Source organism: Nicoliella sp. ESL1106, from assembly GCF_058509965.1.
Genome location: NZ_CP196340.1, coordinates 427,285 through 450,269 on the forward strand (window position 1 = coordinate 427,285; position 22,985 = coordinate 450,269).

1 protein-coding gene (running past one end of the window) is annotated in these 22,985 nt (G+C 49.5%); it reads left to right on the forward strand.

All coding sequences use genetic code 11. The features are described 5' to 3' along the window. The first annotated feature begins 151 nt into the window (after positions 1-151). Positions 152-22,985: the 5' portion of a DUF5776 domain-containing protein gene (locus ACSVI6_RS01910; protein ID WP_491720847.1), read on the forward strand. The gene runs 4,121 nt beyond the window's last position; 22,834 of the gene's 26,955 nt are visible here — the first part of the coding sequence; its start codon is at positions 152-154; its stop codon lies beyond the right edge, outside the window.

A 22,985-nucleotide genomic window follows, 5' to 3' on the forward strand; every position in this document is an offset into this window, starting at 1 on the left:
AAAAATATCAATTTAATTTCTTTTTTTTTTGAACCTAAATCAATGATTATATTTCTAATAAGTGGTACACTTAACAGCATAAGATACTGTCCACAAATGGATAGATTGTTTTTATACTAATAGATTTAAAGACGCAAAAGGGGATGTCCTCATGCTTTATAATAAATTTCAATTTAATAAAGTTAATGATAAAAAAGTCCTTCGGAAAGTAAAGAAGCACTGGGTAGTAGTTTCACTATCCATGCTTTCATTACTAGGAGGAGCAGCGGCAGTGAGTCATGGAACTGTCACTGTTAAGGCCGATGCTAATACTAGCTCTACATACGGTTCTGGATCAGCTAATGAAGATGAACAAAGCACTTCTGATGCTGGATCTAAGACTAGCGCTTCTGATAGTACGACTAGTTCTGCTAGTGCTTCAAGCAATAGCTCAACCACTTCAAGTAGTAGTGCCAGCTCAACGACTTCTAGTTCAGCTAGCAGCGATACTACTAGTTCGGATAGTAAATCAACTACTTCGTCAAGTGATAATACGAATAGTTCATCAGCTGATGATAGCTCTGCTAGTTCTGCAAGCGCTTCTGCTAAATCAGAAGAAAGTGCTGGTTTTGCTGCGGCTTCATTAGCCGAAAAGAACGGTACTTCAGTACCAGCTAGTTCAGATGATAATTATAACAAAGGGGTCTTAGAGTATGATGCTTCGGCGGCTTCAGCTGCTACAGCATCATCTTCTAACTCTACTACCACTAGTTCAGCTGACTCCAATAGCTCAACGACTAATTCAGGTTCATCATCAGCCTCAACGACTAGTGATGTTACCAGTGATGTAATTAGTTTCCGTGATGGTGATGGTTCAACAACTCCATCATCGACCTCAGCTCAAATCAGTGCTGCCATCAGTGCTGGTTTCTCAGCTGCTGCATCTGCAGCTTCAGCTGGTAAGACGCTAGCTAGCAGCTCAGATCCTAACTATAATAGCGGAATTGCAAGCTACACGAATTCAGTAGCTTACAGTTCGGCTTATTCTGCTGCATACACCGCATCTTCAAATGGATCGACGTACTCATATAGTGGAAGTAATTCCAGCCTCGCTAGTGCGGTCGCTTCTGCTACTAGTGACTATAGTGCATATAGTTCAGCATTCGCTAGTGGACTTTCTGCTGCTTCTTCAGCTGCATTTTCTGGAACTAGCGTTAGTGCTCAAAGCGCAAGCGGATTTTCTGATGGGGTTCAAGCTTACTACGCCGCTAATGCTGGGGCCGTGGCTGCTTGGAATTCATTGCATCCAGATGACACTAAGTCTGCCGATTCAGCAGGCTCATTTAACGCTAGCAATGCGTTCTACGTGCAAGGTTACAATGCCACAATCAATGCATTCAATACTTACAATAGCTTAAATGCTAGTGCTGGGACTCAATCAGGTTCTGCCATCTATGGCTCTGGTGGTCTTGGCCAACAAACTAGCTACACCAGTGGTTCCGTTAACCGTAATAATTCAGCCCAAGTTGTGAACTCACCTAGTGATAGTGCTGAAGCAACTTCTGGGAATAACGTTACCAGTGGCACCGCAGGTGTTTTGACTGGGACTGGAATTAACACCGCAGCCCCAACTCAATCGCTAGCTTATAACTACGCCATTGACTACTTCCTGGGTCGCCAGGGGGCTTATGATGCTGAAACCGGTCGTTGGAACGGGGCCGATGGTAAGGGTAGTTACACGGTCTTAAATACCAGTACGAACACCAATAACCCTTACATCCAGGCCTACAATGGAGCGCAAGCTGCAATTAATAACGAACAAACTGGAAGTATTCAATCGGTTACTAACTTAACTACGGCCCAAAAGAGTAGCACCACTAATAACTACCAGTATGGTTATAATGATGTTGCCAATAAGGTTAATAACCAGAATAATTACTTCCTTACTTACAACACTCCTAATGCAACCTTAGATACCCTTCTTGCCCTTTCTAACAGTGGAACGAATACGATTAGATTTACTAGTGATTATAACTATACTTCGGCGGGTTCTTCCGCTCCTTCTAATTCAAACCTTAACATTGTTGTTAATGGTCAAAATCACGTTGTTGATTTTGGTCAAATGCATCAAAACCCATATAACATCGGTAGTTTAACTGTGGAAAACTTTGCTAAGATGTATGGTACCAACGAATATGGGGCAATTAACCTTTATAATTCAACTTCAGGGACTTTAACCTATAGAAACCTTAACTTTGAAGGATCTCAATTGTTCTATGGGATTAATTTACCTCAATTATATATTGATGGTGGGGTTAGTATCATTAGTGAAGGTCAATACACCAGCCCATTTAGAACTAATCAAACCACTGATAACTCTAACCAACAAAACATCGAAGTTACCAACATGGAAATGCTTCCTAATTCTTTCTATTACGGTAAAACCCAAGATGGTAACAATATTGAATTGAGAGGGAATTTAACCCTTGACCAAGGAGCTACCATGAACTTAGTTCCAGATGGAGCTGGTGGTGAAAATAACATTGGGAACGTTACTGGCCAGAGTGGTAACCGTGGATTGATCGTTGCCGGGAACGTTAACATTAGTAAGAATGCCAACCTAAATATCACCCCTGGTGATCGGTTAGCCGATGCGATTGCTGTTAAGCAGGGTGGAAATGTTAGCGTCAATGGTGGAAAGTTTACCATTGTTTATAATTACAATGAAAATGATACTAACCCAACTTACATTGCCGGGAATGTTAACGTTCAAGATGGTGGAACGTTTGACGTTCATACCACTAGTGGCGCTAATAATATCGGTGGTGATTTAGTTACCCTTTCTGGTAATTTAAACGTTCAAAACCGTGGGAACTTATTAATCTATGCTGATGGTTCTAATACTAATCCAGCAATGACCTTACTTAATAACTCCGGGAACGTTACCATCAATAACCCTGGTAGTAACGTTATCATAAGTAAAACCGGTTTAACTTATGATTCATCTAAGGCTGGTGCCGGTAAGTTCTTCGTTACTACGCCAATTAGTGCTTATTCCGTTATTGGTCAAATTGATGGTAATACGGATCAGAACCCACAATACTTGATCAGAATTAATACCACATCTAGCAATGGTGGAAACGTAATTTCTGTTCTGAACCAAGCTGGGCAGACAGTTGCTGATGGTACGTTAACTTCATTTGATAACGTTAATAATAAATATCTATCATTCCATGCCGTTCCAACCGTTTATATCAGTGGGCAACCATATTTAGTTACGAATAGTAGTGCACTAAGCGGCTATTCAGTAGCAACTAAGTTGGAGCTTGCTAACGTTAACGCAACAAATGGATATGTTTACGTTCGGGTAACAAAGAATGGTACAGATGAAACACCAAGTTCTGGTGATAATCCAGCTAGTGCTGCTACTAACGCTAGCGGAATGATAGTTGATCCTGATCAAGCTGCCTTAAGTTCTAGTGTTACTGATTCTGATTATCGGAATGCATACACAGTTGCAATCCCAGTTTCTAACTTTACATCTAATTCTGATGGGACCTACACCTACACCTACACTCGCGCATTAAACGCAACCAGTGCTACTCCTACCGACGTTAAGATTGACGCTCAATATGGGGTTACTAATAACCAGGCTGAAATTGTTAATAGTGGGGGCAGTACGGTTGCTACCAACACTACCCATAACCCTGCTACTTCATCAATTGTAAATAACAGTAGCACCACTAGTGGGACCATCGCTGGGAATGCTCAGGCTCCAGATAACACTGGATCATACACTAGTGCTGCGCAATCTGCATCCGTTAGTGCCGGTTCATACGCTGCTGCTGCTCAATCAGTAGCTAGTGGGATGACTTCATACTCTAGCGTTGCATCCAGTGCATCTGCTGTGGTTTCCAGCTTTAACAGCTCTGCACAATCAATTGCAAGTAACAGTAGTTCATTTGCAAGTAATTCTAGTTATTCAGCAACGGTCAGCTCTGCTGTATCCGCCATTAGTGCTGCTAACAGTGATGCTAGCGTTCAATCATCATTAGCTAAATCCGCTAGTGTAGCGGCAAGTAGTGCAATTGCGTCTGCCTTTACGGCTTCAACGGCTGCTAGTTCTTACGCTATTTTAGCTTCCAGTGCTGCCAAAAGCTTTGCTGCTGTTTCAGGAGCAAGCGCCCAAACCTCAGTTAACAACTTAGTTTCTAGCTATGCTTCTCAAGCTATTGCAGCAGCAGCATCTGCATACAACCAATCCTCCGCCGTTACTTCAATCAACGCCAGTGGATCTTTGGCTGCTTCTAAGGCTGTTTCTGATGAAATGAGTGCTGCAATTGCTGCCTTTGCGCTCAGCTCTGCCTACACCAGTGCTCAAGCTTCTAGCGCTGATTCACTAGCTAGTCAAGCTAACTCCGAAGATGGCACGATCAATAACAACAAGTCCGCTGTGGATTCAGACTTCACCAGTGTTAACAGCATTGCTAGTCTTTACCCATCTAATGCGGATATTAAGAGTGATCAAGTAGTTGCTACTTCAGCTTCTGCTACTTTGTCATCCGCTTACGCTGCTGGTTCAGCTGCTAATTCAGATGCCCAAGTGGCTAAAGCTTCAGCTGATGCTGCTGAAAGTAACGCATCATCAGTTGCCGCTGCAGCTTCTGCTGCCGTATCGACTGTTGCTGCTCAATTATCAGCGGCCCAAAGTTATGCTTCTGCTGGTAATAGTGATTCTGCACAAGCTGCATTAATTGCTGCTGGTTCTGCAAGCACCAATGCATCGACTGCTGATAGCAATTTGAACAGCTACACTTCCGCCGCTTCTGCTGCCAACGTGAAGGCTTCTTCCGCTGAATCAGTGGTTGCTGCTAACTTGAAGTCTGCGAGTGCCGCTGCTACTGCAGCTAATTCAGCTGCTGCTAATGCTAGTTCAGTTGCTACCAGTATCGCTAAGAGTGCTGGAGATAATGCTAGTTCCATTGCTTCCAATGCCTCTAGTGCCGCATCGACAGCTGCAACTGGATCTGCAAATGGGGCTTCTGATGCCTCCAACGTATCTTCACACGCTAATTCGACTTCCGTAGATGCCTCTAGTGCTGCATCTTATAATTCAAATGCTAATGGTGATTCCAGCGCTGCCTCGAGTGCCAATAGTGCTGCTCAATCAGCTGCTTCCGCTAATCCAGGCAACAGTACCGTTTCCAGTGCTGCTAGTGTTGCATCCTCTGCCACTTCAACGGTTAGTTCTGCTGCCAGTGTTGCATCGGCTGCTAATTCGGCTGCCCAGGATGCCAAGAGTAAGGTTGATAGTGACAATGCCAAGGCTTCTAGCGCTAACTCAGTTGCTAGTTCTGCTGCGATTGCAGCTAGTTCTGCATCCGTAGTTGCTTCGTCCGAAGCTGCTGCCGGGAACCAATCTGCTGCATCCAGTGCGGTTTCAGTTGCTTCTGCTGCTGCCGCTGCTGGTTCGACTGCAGCTAATGATGCATCTGATGCTAACACCGATGCCAGCACACAAGCCTCAGTTGCCTCGAGTGCTTCCGCTGCTGGTAAGGCTGCTGCAAGCACCGCTTCTTCTGCTAACGCTACGGTTCAATCCGCTAACAATGTTATTACCTCAGTCGCTGGATCGGCTACTGCTGATGCTAAATCCGCTGCAGACGCTGCATCAAAGGCTTCTGCTGATGCATCTAATGCTGCAACGCCATCATCCAGTGCTAATAGTGCTAACGATGCTGCCAAGAGTGCATCATCTGTTGCTAGTGCTGATTCTGCAGCCGCTGGTTCCTCAATTGCATCCTCAATTGCCCCAGCCCAAAGTGCTGCAAACAGCATGAACAGTGCTTACCCAAGTAACGCTGCCGTAAGCAGTGCTTCTGCTGTCATCTCAAGTGCCGCATCGACTGCTAGTTCCGCTGCCAATGACGCAACTTCAGCATCCAATGATGCCAACTCCGCCAGCGCTGCTGCTAGTTCACACGCTGCCGCCCAAAGTGCCGCTGCGAGTGATGCTAGTGCCCAAGCTGCTACTGCTAAATCCGCTGCTGCTGCTGCTAGTTCCGCTGCCAATGCTGGGAATACTGACGCTGCTAGTGCTGCTAACTCCACTGCGCAAAGTGCTGCTGCGCAAGCATCTGCCGATAGTAGTAACGCAACTTCCGAAGCTAACGCTGCATCCAGTGAAGCTGACAAGGCCAAGAGTGCTGCTTCTCGAGCATCTAGTGATTCTGCAGCCATTAGTAGTGCTGCCCAATCCGCAACCTCTGCTGCATCTGCTGCATCTGCAAACGTAAATGGTGGATCAACTGCTAATAGTAACGCCAGTGATGCCGTTAAGAGTGCCGACAGTGCTTCGATTGCTGCATCCAGTGCCGCAACTGGTTCTGCTAACGGTGCTTCTGATGCCTCCAATGCATCATCACACGCTAACTCCGTTGCTTCTACCGTTGCCAGTGTTACTGATTCAAGCAATGCTACTAGTTTGGCTACTTCATCCGCTAATTCATATGCTAATGATGCTAAGACAATTGCTAGTGCTAACTCCGGTAATCAAGCCATTTCTAGCGCCGCTTCCGTTGCTAGTTCTGCTGCTTCTGTTGCTGCATCCGCATCTAGTGATGCCGATAATGCTAGTTCCACTGCCTCTGCTGCTAAGTCACAAGCTGACTCTGACAATGCCAAGGCAGCTAGTGCTAACACGACGGCTAGTTCCGCTGCTTCCGTTGCGCGTGCTCAATCAACCGCTGCCAGTGAAGCCGCTGCGAAGGGTGATTCAGCTGGCGCATCCAGTGCTGCGAGTGCTGCTAATTCCGCAGCCGTTGTAGCATCCAATGCTGCCACTGACGCATCGAATGCCAATGCCGACGCTTCTTCAGCTGCAGATAGCGCCAATGCTGCTTCTGCGAAGGCATCAACTGCTTCATCAGTTGCATCCAGTGCCAACGCTGCTGCTCAAGCTGCTGATGCTAATGCTTCTTCAATTGCTAAAAATGGTGATTCTGCTGCGAACGCTGCTGATTCCGCTGCGAAGGCTGCCAGTGAAGCGGCATCCGTTGCCAATCAGGCTGCATCCAACGCTACCAGTGGGGCTTCCAGTGCTAATACGGCTGCAAATAGCTACTCAGCTGAAACTAGTTCCGCTTCCAGCACTGCTGCTCAATCAGCAACCTCAGTTGCTTCAGCGCAAAACTCAATCAGCTCAATGACGAGTCAATACCCAAGCAACGCAACCGTAAGCAGTGCTGCTGCTACGATTTCTAGTGCTGCTGGGGTAGTTAGTTCTGCTACTAAGGACGCCACTGATGCCTCTAGTGATGCTAACTCCGCCAGTGCTGCTGCTAGTTCATATGCTGCTGCTGCTTCTACAGCTGCGAGTGATGCTAATGCCCAAAGTATGGCTGCTAGTTCAGCTGCAGTAATTGCACACTCCGCTGCCTCCGCTGGGAATACTTCATTGGCTAGTTCAGCTGCCGCAACTGCTAAAGCTGCTCAAACCGCTGCTGAAACCGATAGTAGTGCTGCCGAAGCTGCAAGTACTGCTGCTGATTCCCAAGTTGCTTCTGGAAAGGCTGCCTCTGAAAAGGCATCTAGTGCTTCTTCCGCAATTGCTAGTGCTGCTCAAGCTGCTAGTGCCGCTGCCAGTGCCGCTGCTGCGAATACTAATGCTGGTTCAGGCGCTAATGCCGAAGCTTCAACTGCAGTTGATAATGCCGACAAGGCTTCCAGTGAAGCATCCAGTGCCGCCACTGGTTCCGCAAATGGATCCGCTGACGCCTCGAATGCTGCATCCCACGCTAACTCAGTTGCTTCAGACGTTGCCAATGTTTCTAACTCCAGCAACGCCACTAGTTTAGCTAATTCATCTGCCCAATCTTACGCTGGGACAGCTTCTGCGATTGCATCTGCAAATCCAAATAATACGGTGGTATCCAGTGCGAACTCAGTTGCCCAATCTGCTGCTGCTGTCGCTTCATCCGCATCTAACGATGCAAACAGTGCTAGTTCCACTGCCGCTGCTGCTAAGTCACAAGCAGACTCTGACAACGCCAAGGCATCCAGTGCTAACATCGTTGCAAGTACTGCTGCATCTGCAGCCCGTTCTGCATCCAGTGCCGCTAGCGAAGCCGCTGCCAATGGTAATTCATCCGCTGCTCAAAGTGCTGCCGATGTTGCCAGTCAACAAGCATCCAGTGCGCAAAGTGCTGCTACTGACGCTTCAAATGCGAATGCCGATGCTTCTTCAGCTGCATCGAACGCTAGCGCTGCTTCAGCTAAGGCCTCCACTGCATCATCCGTTGCATCGAGTGCCAACGATGCTGCTCAAAAGGCCGCTCAAGACGCTGCCAACGCTGCTAACGGAGATAAGGCCACGACTGCTGCCGATAGTGCTGCTTCAGCTGCTAAGAGTGACGCTTCTGCCGCTGCTAATGATGCTTCCAACGCCTCAAGTGGGGCTACCAGTGCATCATCTGCAGCTGATGACTACTCTAAGGCTGCCAGCTCTGCATCTAGCACCGCTGCCCAATCACTTAGTTCGATTACTGATGCATCCAGTTCTGCAAACAGCTTGAAGAGTGCTTACCCAAGCAACTCAGCTGTTTCGAATGCGGTTGCTTCAATTACGAGTGCATCATCCACTGCTGCATCCGCTTCTAAGGACGCTACTGATGCCTCCAGTGCTGCTAACTCAGCTAGTTCTGCCGCTAGTTCATACGCATCTAATGCTAGTTCAGCTGCTAATGATGCCAGCACCCAAGCTTCGATCGCTAGTTCCGCTGCATCCGTTGCACACTCTAAGGCTTCTGCCGGTGATGCTTCTGGTGCTAGTGAAGCTGCTACTTCCGCTGAAAATGCCCAAAAGGCTGCCGATACCGATAATGCAACTGCTTCTTCTGCATCTGCTTCCGCTGCCAGTGAAGCTGCTGCTGGTTCAAGCGCTGCATCCAAGGCCGAAAGTGCATCCAGTGTCATCTCAGATGCTGCTAAGGCCGCTAGTGAAGCCGCTTCCTCCGCTGCTGCGAATGCAAACGCTGGATCAGGTGCTAACACCGATGCATCCAACGCTGTAAACAGAGCTAACCAAGCCTCCGTTGACGCATCCAGTGCCGCAACTGGTTCTGCCAGTGGTTCAGCTGATGCTTCTAATGCTGCATCACACGCTAACTCAGTTAACTCCGATGTTGATAGCGTTACTGCTTCTAGCAACGCTACTAAGTCAGATGCTGCAGCTGCTACTTCTTACGCTGGTGATGCTTCCAAGTTAGCTAGTTCTAACCCAAGCAACACAGCGGTTGCCAGTGACGCTGCCACTGCTTCCACAGCTGCTTCCACTGCTGCATCTGCATCTAGTGATGCTGATAATGCTAGCACCGCCGCTTCCGCTGCCAAGTCACAAGCTGACTCTGACAACGCCAAGGCATCCAATGCTAACAGTGTTGCAAGTACCGCTGCTTCTGCAGCTCGTTCTGCATCCACTGCTGCTAGTCAAGCTGCTGCCAATGGTGATTCATCTGCTGCCCAAAGTGCAGCCACCGTTGCTAGTCAACAGGCTGACAGTGCCCAAAGTGCTGCTACTGACGCATCGAACGCGAATGCTGATGCTTCTTCAGCTGCTGCTAACGCCAGTGCTGCATCTGCTAAGGCATCCACTGCTTCATCCGTTGCATCCAGTGCCAACGCTGCTGCCCAAAAGGCCGCTCAAGACGCTTCTGCGAATGCTAATGCTGGCGCAGGTGCCAACACCGAAGCTTCTAACGCTGTTGATAGAGCTAACCAAGCATCCATTGCTGCATCGAGTGCCGCAACTGGTTCTGCCAGTGGTTCTTCTGACGCTTCAAATGCTGCATCACACGCTAACTCAGTTGCTTCAGACGCTGACAGTGTTGCTAATTCTAATACAGCTACAAGCAGTGATGCTTCCAGTGCAATTTCATATGCAAGTACGACCGCTTCCATTGCATCTGCTAACCCAGATAACAAGGTCGTATCCAGTGCTAACTCGGTAGCTAGTGCTGCATCTGCTGCTGCAAGTTCAGCTAGCACTGATGCCTCCAATGCGAATGCATCTGCTAGTTCTGCTAACACTCGGGCTAGTTCCGACAACGCTAAGGCCGCTAGTGCCAACACCGTTGCAAGTAGTGCCGCTTCAGCTGCTCGTTCCGCATCCGCTGCCGCTAGTGAAGCCGCTGCCAAGGGTGATTCATCAGCTGCCCAAAGCGAAGCTACCATTGCCAGTCAACAGGCTGACAGTGCCCAAACTGCTGCTACCGACGCATCCAGTGCAAACGCCGATGCATCCAGTGCCGCTTCTGACGCTAGTGCTGCATCTGCGAAGGCCTCCACTGCTTCATCCACTGCCGCTAGTGCTAACGCCGCTGCTAAGTCAGCAGAAGAAGCTGCAACCGCTAACGTTGACAGTGGAAACGCTGCTAACAAGTCCGCCGCTGCTGCTTCTACTGCTGCATCGACTACCGCAAGTGCCGTGCCATCAGTTGCCAGCTCCGCAACTGATAGTGCCAAAAGTGCTTCAGCAGTTGCTAGCGTAGTAAGCTCCGTAAACAGTGCGATCTCACAAGCTACGACTAGCGCATCTGACGCTAAGGATTCCGTTGCTTCAATGGCATCTAACAACCCTGGCAACAGTGCCGTTAACAGTGCTACTTCCGTTGTAAGTAGTGCTTACTCCGCTGCTAGTGCTGCTAGTGCCGACGCATCTCACCAAAACTCAATTGCTCAATCAGCAAGCACGACCGCATCTGTAGCTAGTTCAGCTGCTAGCTCAGCTAACTCCGCTGCTGCTGATGCTGCCAGTCAAGCTGCTGCTCAATCAACTGCTGCCAGCAATGCTGCTAAGGCAGGGGACACCAGTGCTGCCTCAACTGCTGCAAGTAACGCTGCTTCATACGCAAGCAAAGCTTCTGATGAAAGCAACGCTGCGAACTCCGCAAGTGCTTCTGCTGAAGCTGCAAGTAAGGCTGCCGATTCTGCTAAGGCAGCAATCGATAGTGATAGTACAACTGCTTCGAATGCTGCTAATGACGCTAGTTCCGCTGCTGCCGCTGCATCAAACGCATTGGACAGTGGCAACCAATCTGCTGCTGCATCTGCTGCCGCTAAGGCTGGTCAAGACAGTACCGCTGCTGGAAGTGCATTCAGTTCTGCTCAATTGAACTCCAATGCTGCTTCCAAGGCATCTGCTGATGCTAGTTCTGCTAACTCACTTACTAGCAGTGATGCTGGTGCCGTTAGTTCTGCATCTGCTACAGTTAATAGCTTGAACAGTAACAACAGTGATAACCCAGTTGTATCCAGCGCATCATCTGCAATTGCATCCGCATCCGCTGTGGCTTCATCAGCATCATCTGACGCTGTGACCGCTAATAGCGCTGCGAGTGCTGCTAAGGCATCTGCTGACGCTGCCGTTGATAGTGCTAAAGCTGCTTCAACTGCTGCTTCAAATGCTGCATCCACTGCTAGTTCATACGCTAGTCAAGCTGCCTCTGCTAAGGGGAACGATGCTTCCTCATTAGCTAGTCAAGCTGAATCTGCTGCTGCTAATGCTGACACTGCTTTGAGCAGTGCTAACAGCGCATCTAACGCTGCGAACTCCGCTGCCCAAAACGCTACTAGTGCTGCTCAACGGGCTGCTTCTGATCAATCAGTTGCATCCAGTGCTGCTCAAGTTGCATCCAATGCTGCTACTGACGCATCTAACGCCGTTTCTGCTGGAATTTCCAGTGCCAACAGTGTGGTTAGTTCAGCTAACTCCGTAGTACCATCTGCATCAACTGCTACTTCTAACGCAGCTAGTGATACTAGTGATGCTAGTTCAGCTACTAACAAGGACTCATCAACCGCAAGTTCAGCTAACTCAGCTGCTAAGTCAGCTGCTGATAGCGCTGCCGTTGATTCTGCTGATGCTGCTTCGATTGCATCCGCAAATCCATCTGATGCTTCACTTGCTTCAGATGCTAGCACCGCATCCAGTGCCGCTAGTGCTGCTAAGTCCAACGCTAGTGACGCTAGCTCAGCTTCCCAAGATGCATCTTCTGCATCATCCACTGCATCCAGTGCCAACTCAGTTGCATCCAGTGCCAATGCCGATGCTAGTTCAGCTAATACTGACTTCTCATCTGCATCTGCTGCTGAATCATCTGCTGCTAAGGCTAATAACAGTTCAGCTGCCGCTAGTGCTGCCAGTGCTGCAGCATCAGCTGCTGCTAAGATTCAATCCGCTGCTTCGGTTGCTAGTGCTGCATCTAATGCTGCTGCTAGTGCTAAGGCTGCTGGTGATAAGGCTGCCAGTGTTGCATCTTCTGCTGTTAGTGCCGCTGCATCTAATGCTGCCGTTGCCAGTTCTGCTGATAGTGATGCCAATGCTAAGAGTAGCGCAACTTCATCCGCTAACTCCGCTGATTCACAAGCAGGGAACAGCATTGCTAGTTCAGCTGTTTCTGCTGCTACTTCCGCTTCCAGCACCGTTGCACCAATTGCTAGTGCTACTAATACTAATGCATCTAATGCTGATAGCTATGCTAAGGTTGCTAGTGATGCCAATAGTGGTGCCGGCGTTTCATCAAGCGTTGCATCCGGTGACTCTGGTGCCGTAAATAGCCTTGCTTCTCAATATCCACAAAACAAGATCGTTTCAAGTGCTGCTGTTGTTGTTAGTTCCGCAACCAGTGTGGTTAACTCAGCCAACACTGTTGCATCTAGCGCAAACTCAGTTGCTTCTAACGCTAAATCTGCTGCTGATGCTGCTTCAAACGATGCTGTTCAACAAAACTCAGTTGCTAGTTCTGCTGTTGACGCCGCTAAGAGTGCCAGTTCCGCTGCTGCTTCTGCTTACTCAGCAGGTAGCTACGCTGCCGGTGACAAGTACGCGCGGGTAGCTTCCCAAGCTGCTGCTGATGCTAGCTCCGCCGTTACTAAGGCCCAAGGCGACTCATCCACTGCTAGCCAAGCCGTTGTTGACGCATCTAATGCTGCATCAACTGCTACTTCCGCATCGATCGTGGCATCCAGTGCTGCTTCTGATGCTAATACCGCATTGGACTCCGCTAATAGCGCTGCCAATGCTGCTAATGCATATGCTTCCGGTGCTGCTAAGAATGCAAGCATCGCATCATCTGCTGCTAGTGCTGCTGCTAAGAACAGTAATGGAACCAGTGATGCCAACTCAGTTGCTTCTAACGACGCATCCAACGCTTCCATCTCATCCAGTGTGGCATCGAGTGCCAACTCGATCGCTTCAGATGCTAACAGTAATGCATCGAGTGCTAACTCAATTGCTATTTCTGCACTATCTGGTCACTCTAGTGATGCTTCCATTGCATCTGATGCCTCAGTTGCTAGCTCTGCTGATAACGTTGCATCCAGTGCTAACAACCAAGCATCTAGTGCTACTGCTAGTGCTAGTGCCGCTAGTGTTGCCGTTGCATCTGCTTCTGCAAATGCCAATGCTGCTACTTCAACTGCTAACGCTGCTAAGTCTGCAGCTTCAACTGCTGCTAGCGAAGCTGCGAGTGCTGCTGCTACTGGTGATAACTCTACTGCAGAATCAGCCAGTGTCGTTGCTTCACAACAAGCAAGCATTGCATCAGCTGCTGCTGACTCTGCCAACACTGCTCGTTCAACAGCTGATAGTGAATCAGCCGTTGCATCCAGTGCTGCTTCCGTAGCTAGTTCTGCTGCTTCAGTTGCCAGTTCTGCTGGTGCCGTAGCTAGTCAAGCTGCTGCTGATGCCCAAAGTCGGGCTGCTAAGTTGGATTCATCCAATGCAGCATTAAACTCCAACCGGGCTTCCAATGCTGCGAGTGCTGCTTCTGCTCACGCATCCAATGCTGACAGTTACTATAAGGCTGCTTCAATTGCCAATGACAGTGCCCAAAGTGCAAGTGCCGTAACTAGTTCATCAGCTAGTGCTACTAGCACTGCCACTACAGCTGTTAACTCAATTGCTAGTCAATACCCAAGCAACTCGGTTATTAATCATGCCAGTGCCGTAGCTAGCCAAGCTAGTTCTGCTGCTGCATCTGCTAATGCTGATGCTTCCGTTGCCGGGAACCAAGCTAGTGCCGCTGAGTCTTCTGCATACGCTGCTAAGAGTACCGCTGACGCTGCCGCTTCTGCTGCAAGTTCAGCCAACGCTGCTGCTAAGTCTGCTGCAAGCACTAGCAACCCATACGATTCAAGCGCTGCCGAATCTGCTGCCAGTGCTGCTGAATCTGCTAATAGCGTTGCATCCACTGCTGAAAACAATGCATCCGATGCCGCTTCTGCTGCTAAGTCTGCATCTGATCGGGCCAACACTGACTCATCAATTGCTAGTTCAGCTGCTCAAGCTGCTTCTGCTGCTCAAAGTACTGCTGAAGCTGCCAGTGCTGCTATTAATACTGCTAACAGCATTGCTAGTGATTCAGCCAAGGCATCGAGTGCTTCATCTGCAATCTCAAGTGATTCTGCTAACACCGCAAAGGCTGCTTCTGAAGCCGACACTTCTGCTAACAGCGTTGCAAGTAGCAATGCCGATGCAAGTAACAGTGCCGCTGCTGCTGGTTCAGCTGCCTCTACTGCTGCTTCAATGGCCAGTGCTCACTCTGACAACTCAGCAATGAGTAATGCTGCTTCTGAAGCTAACGCTGCTGCATCTAGTGCTGCTGCTGCCTCCACTGCCGCATCGAGTGCTAACTCTGCTGCACAATCTGCACAAAGTCGGGCTAACAGTGATAGTGCGAAGGTATCCAGTGCCAACTCAGTTGCATCAAGTGCATCGAGTGCCATTGCTTCCGCATCTGCTGCGGCCCAAAACGCTGCTTCAAATGGGGATCCTTCAACTGCTGCTGCTCAATCTAAGGTTGCTAGTGAAGCCGCTGCCTCAGCTGCTCAAGCTGCTGCTGATGCCAGTGCTGCTAACAATGATGCTTCAAGTGCTGCAAGTGATATGAGTTCCGCTAGTGCTGCTGCTCAATCTGCAAGTACGAACGCATCCACTGCTAATTCCGCAGCCCAATCCGCAAATAACTACATCCACACCATCAATGGAAGTGGATATGATGACGTTACCTCAGCCGAAAGTGCTGCTCGGGCTGCCTCCATTGCTGCAAGTTCAGCAGGGGACACCGCCGGAAGTTCTTCCAATGGTGCTGATAGCTTCGCAGCCGATGCTTCTAAGGCATCCGCTGCTGCGAGCGCATCATCTAAGACTGCTGACGATTCAATGGGCTCAGTTAACTCAGCTAATTCTGAAATTACTTCCCTTCACAGCAATAACCCAAGCAATGTTATTGTTAACAGTGCATCCAGCGTAATCAGTGCTGCTTCTAAGGCTGCTAACGATGCTTCAGATGCTGCAACTTCTGCATCATCATCTGCTAATAGTGCTTCCGTTGCTGCTAGTTCATTTGCATCTGCAGCTAATACTGCAGCTCAATCCGCAAGTGTTCAATCATCAGTTGCTGCATCTGCCGCATCTGCTGCTAGATCTGATGCCAATGCTGGTAATGTTTCAGCTGCTTCTGCTGACGCTGCCAATGCCATTGCTGCTAAGAATTCCGCTGACGCATTGAACAGTGCTGCCAGTGCTGCTCGTGATTCCGCATCCAGTGCCCAATCCGTTGCTAGTGATCAAGCAACCAGTGCAGCTAGTGCCCAAGTCGTTGTATCTAGTGCTGCCGAAGCTGCTTCTAAGGCTGCTTCTGAAGCTGCTGCTAACGTTGCTCAAGTATCTGGTGATAGTTCCGTGGCCAGTTCTGCTGATTCAGTTGCATCTAGTGCCGTTGCACCAGTTCCATCTGAAACTGCTAATACTGACTCCAACGCTGCTGCTGTTTCATCCGAAGCCGATAGCGTAAAGTCATCATCTGCAGCTGTTGAATCTGCATCTGTTGCTACTAGCTCTGCTGCTGCCGTGGTTAACTCAATGATTTCAGCTAATCCATCAAACAGCTCACTTGCTTCTGCATCATCTGCAATTGCTAGTGCCACTGCTGCTGCCACTGCTGCATCTAAGGATGCTAATGCTCAAAACTCAGCTGCTCAATCTGCATCTACTGCCGCTTCAATCGCAAGTAGCAATGCCAATGCTGCATCCACAGCTGCATCCACAGCATCCGCTGGGGCTGCCAAGGAATCCGCTGCTGCTAGTTCCGCTTCCGTAGCTGGTGATTCCAGTGCTGCTGATAGCGCTGCATCTGCTGCGAAGTCATATGCATCTGATGCTGTGACTGCCGCTTCCTCCGCTGCTGCTGCTAATAAGGCTGCCAGTGATGCTAGATCCGCTGCTGACTCCGCATCTGCTGCTGCTGATAACGACTCAAAGGCCGCTTCAGAAGCTGCATCCGCTGCTGCTAGTGCCCAAAGTTCAGCTGGTAGCACCATTGATAGTGGTGAAGCTTCTAACGCTGGAAGTGATGCTAAGCATGCCGGCGACGATAACAGTGCTGCTGGTTCAATCTCGGCTGCTGTATCCAATGCCGCTAATGATGCTTCATTGAAGTCCAGCCAAGCTAGCGTTTCATCCAGTGAAGCTAGCGAATCAACCAGTGGGGTTAACTCCGCTGCTTCCGTTGTTAACAGTATCTTCAGTAATAACAGTGGTAATTCTGTAATTGCTAGTGCTTCATCCGTAGTTAGTTCCGCAAGTTCAGCTGCTAACTCTGCATCTTCTGATGCAACCAGTGCCTCTGCCGATGCTTCTAAGGCTAAGTCAGATGCTGACGTTGCTTCGTCTAATGCTAACAAGGCCTCAACTGCTGCATCTACCGCTGTATCCGAAGCTAATTCATATGCTTCCGCTGCATCTGCTGCTCACGGTTCTGATGCTAAGTCACTTGCTGATAAGGCCGCATCCGCTGCTGCCGATGCTGATACCGCATTATCAAGTGCCACTGCAGCATCCACTGCTGCTGCTGATGCTGATAGTCGGGCAGCTAGTGCTTCTGCACGGGCTGCTGCCGATTCTAAGACTGCTGCTGATGCTAGTTCTGCTGCATCTGCTGCCACTGCTAGTGCCACTGCTGCTAGTCAAGCTATTTCCAACGCCGGAAGCGCTCAAACAATTACTGCTGGTGCTGGCAAGTTCGTTAGTGCTGCATCAGTTGCATCTAGCGATGGTAATAGTGCTGCTGCTTCAGCCGTATCTAACGCATCCAATGCTGCAACTAGTTCCGCTGCAACCAGTGGTGACGTTACTAACTTGAGTTCTAACGGTGACGTAGTTAACAGCATTGCATCTGCAAACCCAACGAACTCTTCAGTTGCTTCTGATGCTAGTCTCGTTGCTTCATATTCAGCTGATGCTTCTAAGGCATCTGCTGCTGGATCAACTGCTGCATCGAATGCCGTCATTGATAGTTCTAATGCTAACTCATTTGCTCAATTAGCATCTAGTCAATACGCTGCTGCTGTTGCTGCATCCAGTGCTGCACAAAGTTACGCTAACGCTGCTACTAGTTACGCTGCCAGCGGTGATAGTGCTAATGCATCCACTGCTGCTAGCCAAGCTGTTTCAGCAGTTTCCGCTGCTAGTCAAGCTGCTTCGAACGGTTCATCATACACTAACCAAGCCGTTAGTGCCGCTCAAAAGGCAACTGCTGAATCACAAAATGCAGCTTCAGCTAAGGCCGCTACTAATAGTGATGCTAACAATGTTTCAACCATTAAGATCAGCCTTGCTGCTTCAGTTACTTCAGTTAACAACGCTGCATCTAGTGAAGCCGCTTCTGCTCAACCAGTTGCATCCAGTGCTTCATCCGATGCCAGTGCTGCTGCTTCTGGAACTGTAGTTAACAGTAATTCTGCTGATTCCAGTTCATCACTTGCTAGTTCCGCTAACGATGCTGCAAGTACTGCTGCTGCTAACGCCAGTGATGCTGCTTCAGCTGCCGTTAACGCCGCATCTAACAACCCAACTGATTCATCAATTGCTAGTGATGCTGTCGTTGCTGCTTCTGCTGCTAAGGTTGCATCCAGTGCTGCTGGAACTGCCCTTAGTGCATCTAGCAACGCGCGGGTAGCTTCATCTACTGCCAATAGTGCTAACTCAGTTGCTTCATCAGCTAACACCACTGCTGGTAATGATTCATCTGCTGCATTGAGTTACGCTATCCAAGCTGATTCAGCATCTAGTGCTGGTAACATGTCAAATGCTAAGAGCTACGCTGACTTAGCATCCAGTGCCGCCGCTGCCGCTGCTGCTCAAGCTGTAATTGCTAACAATGCTTCTGCTGCTGCCGCTCAAGCTGCTAAGGATGCATCTAACGCTGCTTCTCAAGCAATTGCTGCCAATACTGTTGCACAATCAGCTAACGCCGTTGCTTCTGCTGCTGGTAGTGATGCTACCAAGGGAAGTACTGCTAACTCATCTGCTGCAACTGCTGATACCAGCGCTGCATCTAGTGCCAACTCAGTTGCACCAGGATTTGCAAGTGGGGCATCTGTAAGTGCTAGTCAAGCTAGTTCTGATGATCAAGATGCTGCTAAGTACTCTAGCGAAGCATCTGCTGCTAATAGTGGTGCCGATGTATCATCATCCGCAGTTAGTGCTGATAGTCAATACGCAAGCAATGCTGTTTCTGCTAACCCAAGCAACACCGTTGTTAGCTCCGCTGCTTCCGTAATTAACTCTGCCAACACTGTTACTTCAAGTGCTTCAGCTGATGCTAGTTCTGCCAATGCACAAGCTTCAACTGCTAAGTCAAATGCCGATGCTGCTGCTAATACCGCAAGTTACCAAAACTCACTTGCTCAAAAGGCCGCAACCGATGCATCAGCTGCTAATTCAAACGCCTCATCAGCATACGCTGCTAAGGATTACTCCGCTGGAAACAGTTATGCCAACGCTGCAGTCCAAGCTGCATCCAATGCATCAACTGCCAGTTCCAATGCCGCATCTGCCGCCGCCGCTGTTAAGAGTGCTACTGATTCAGCATCTGCTGCTAATGCTAAGGCACAAGCCGACTCAGTTGCTGCATCTAATGCTGCATCTGCTGCCTCTGCCGCTAGTGCTGCCATCAGTAATGCTGTTCAAACTCAAAATTCACAAACCAGCGTTGCTTCATCCATTTCAAGTTCAGCTTCTGCTGCTGAAAGTGAAGCCGCTGATGCTAATACCAATACTGGTAAGAACAATGCTGCTACTTCATCTAACGCGAGTGCAACTGATTCAGTTGCAAATCAAGTTAGCTCCGCTGCTAGCCTAGCTAGTTCACAAGCTGATGCTGCTAACAGTGCTTCAAGCGTAGCTTCATCAGTAATGAGCGATGAAAATTCAGCTGATCCTGCTACTACTTCAGCTCTTTCAAGTGATGCTTCAACCGCTGCATCTGCTGCATCTGCTGCAAATGATGCTAAGACTTCTGCTGCATCTGCTAAAACCGCTGCAGATTCTGCTTCTGCTAGTGCTAATGATGCTTCAACTGCTGCATCTAATGCTAGAAGTAATGCAACCTCAGCTAAGAGCGCTGCTACTAGCCTTGCTAGTTTAGCTTCATCTGCTGCCGTTGCTGGTAACAGTTCCGCTGCTGATAGTTATAATAGTCAAGCTAAGTCCGCTGCTGATGCTGCCAGTTCACAAAACGCAAGTGCTCAAAATGCAGATTCAGCTGCTGCTAGTGCAAGTACGGTTGCTTCAACTGCTGCATCTAATGCTTCAGCAGCTTCAACTGCTGCAAGTCAAGCTTCCTCAACTGCATCTAGTGCTGCATCTGATGCTCAATCCAGAGCTGCTAAATACGACGCTAACCAAAGTAAGAAGCGGGCATCCAATGCTGATTCTGCCACTGATAGCGATGCTGCCGCTGTTTCTGGTAACAGTTCCGCTGTTAATAGTGATTCAGCCGTAACCAGTGCTGCTGTTTCTAACACTACGGACGCTTCAAACAGTGCTAATTCTGCTGCTAGCGCCACTGCATCACAAGCCTTAGCTCATCCTAAGAACTCCGTCATTGCTAGTGCTAACTCAACTGCTAACTCAGCTTCAGCAGTTGCTAGTCAAGCTGCTAACGATGCTAGTGCTGCTAACGCGATCGTAAGCAGTGCTTCAGGAGTTGTAAATTCTGCTTCTGCCGCAGTTAGTGGTGCGCAAAGTGCTGCTTCCGATGCTTACTCATCAGCAGCTAGCTACGCTTCTGCAGCTAGTGATCCAAACGCTACTCCAGCCCAACGGTCAACTGCTAGAAGTGCCGCTGCAAGTGCTGCTGATAGTGCTGCTTCACAAGAACAAATTGCATCTAAGGCTGCTGCTGCAGCAAGCAACGCAACTAACGATGCTGCAAATGCTACGAGTCGGGCTAGTCGGGATCAATCAATTGCTTCAACTGCTGCTTCTCAAGCTGCTGATGCCAATTCTGCTGCTAGTGCCGCTGCCGCTGCTGGAACCCAAGGGGATGCCAGTGCCAATGCTTCTTCATCCGAAGCTGCTAGTGCAAACACTGCTGCATCCAACGCTGCCAGTGGTGCTAACAATGATGCTGTCTTAGCATCTAGTTACGCAAGCAACGCAAATTCATCAACTAGCCAAGCTTCTGCTTCTGACAGTCTTGCATCTAGCGTTGCCACTTCTGCAAACAGTTACGCTTCTGCACATCCTGGCAACAAGGTGGTTAGCTCCGCTGCTTCAGTTGTTAACTCCGCTGCTTCAGTTGCCAGCTCCGCTCATGCAGACGCCAACTCTGCTAACTCCGATGCCCAATCAGCTAAGAGTACCGCCAGTGCTGCTGCTCAATCAGCAAGCAGTGCCAGCGTAGTTGCTAGTTCTGCTGCTACACTTGCATCTAGTTATGCTAGTGCTGCTAAGAGTTACGCTAGCGATGGTGATCAATCAGCTGCTGATAACGCCAATGCATCAGCTGCCGCTCAAGCCGCAACTGCATCAACTGCTGCATCAAACGCTGTTGTTGCTAGTCAAACTGCATCAACTGCTGTTAAATCAGCATCCAGTGCTGCTGCTAGAGCTGCTAGCGACGCTAAGACTGCTGCAGATGCTGCATCGACCGCTAGTTCAGCAACTAACGATGCCAATAACGCCGCTAACGCTGGTGATCAAGGTTCCGCTAGTGCCAGCGCTGCTAACTCGGTCGCATCCAATGCTAACACCGCCGCATCTAACGCTGCCAGTGGTGCTAACAACGATGCTGCCTTAGCATCTAGCTACGCTTCCGATGCTAGTGCTTCAACTGATACTGCATCTAAGGCTGACACGAATGCTGCTTCCGATGCTGCCAGCGCCACTGCCTTCTCATCTGCACATCCAAATGATAAGGTAGTTAGCTCCGCCGCTTCAGTTGCGAACTCCGCTGCTGCGGTAGTAAGTTCAGCACATGCAGATGCCAACTCAGCCAACTCTGATGCACAATCAGCTAAGTCGGCTGCATCTAACGCCGCTGCTTCTGCAAACACTGCTAGTGTCAACGCAAGTCAAGCTGCCAGTGCTGCTGAATCTGCCGCTAGTGTTGCTAACAGTTACGCCAGTGCAGGGGATGCCGACTCCGCATCCAGTGCTAACGTAGTGGCTTCTAACCAAGCTGCTGCTGCTAGCCAAGCTGCTAGTCAAGCCATCGTTGCTAGTCAAACTGCATCCACTGCCGTTGTTTCCGCATCGAGCGCTTCTGTTCGGGCCGCTTCTGACGCCAAGGTTGCTACCGACGCTGCTGCATTAGCAAGCTCCGCTAACACGGCTGCTTCTAACGCTGCCGCAACTGGTAACCAAGGATCAGCTAGTGCAAGTACTGCTAACTCCAGTGCTGCCAGTGCTAATACCGCTGCATCTAACGCTGCTAGTGGTGCTAACGACGATGCTTCTAATGCTGCTAAGTACGCAAGTGAAGCTAGTGCTTCAACTAGTGATGCAGCTAATTCTGATAGTTCTGCTGCTGATGACGCTACTTCCGCTAATAGCTACGCTTCCGCACATCCTGGCAACAAGGTGGTTAGCTCCGCTGCTTCAGTTGTTAACTCAGCTGCTGCGGTTGCCAGCTCCGCTCATGCTGATGCAAACTCAGCCAACTCTGATGCACAATCAGCTAAGTCGGCTGCATCCAACGCTGCTGCTTCCGCTAACTCGGCTAGCGTTACCGCCAGTCAAGCTGCAGGTTCTGCTGAATCAGCTGCCAACGCCGCTAAGGTATTTGCTTCTAATGGTGAAGCTGAATCTGCTGCCAGTGCCAATGCGGTTGCTTCACAACAAGCTGCCGCTGCGAGCCAAGCTGCTAGCGAAGCCGTTGTTCAAAGTCAAACTGCATCCACTGCCGTTGTTTCCGCATCGAGTGCTTCTGTGAGAGCCGCTAATGATGCCAAGACTGCTGCCGATGCTGCTAGCTTAGCTAGTTCTGCTAATAACGATGCTAAGAACGCCGCTAACGCTGGTGATCAAGGTTCCGCTAGTGCCGATGCTGCTTCCAACAAGGCTGCTAACGCTAACACCGCTGCATCAAATGCTGCTAGTGGTGCTAACAACGATGCTGCCTTAGCATCCAGTTACGCTGCCGATGCCAGTGCTTCAACGAACACTGCATCGACTGCCGACACCACCGCTGCTAGTGCTGCTGCATCTGCGACTGCCTTCTCATCAGCACATCCTAACAACTCTGTAGTTAGTTCCGCTGCTTCAGTTGCTAACTCCGCTGCTGCGGTTGTAAGTTCCGCTCATACCGATGCAAACTCCGCTAACGCTGATGCACAAGCAGCTAAGTCGGCTGCATCCAGTGCCGCTGCTTCTGCTAACGCTGCCAGCGTTACTGCTAGTCAAACTGCCAGTGCTGCTGAATCTGCCGCTAGTGTTGCTAAGAGTTACGCAAACGAAGGAAATGCCGACTCTGCATCCAGTGCTAACGTAGTGGCTTCTACCCAAGCTGATGCTGCTAGCCAAGCCGCTAGTCAAGCTGTTGTTGCTAGTCAAACTGCTTCAACTGCCGTTGTATCTGCATCTAGCGCTTCCGTAAGAGCCGCTAGTGACGCTAAGGTTGCTACCGATGCTGCCAGCGTGGCAATCTCCGCTAATGCCATTG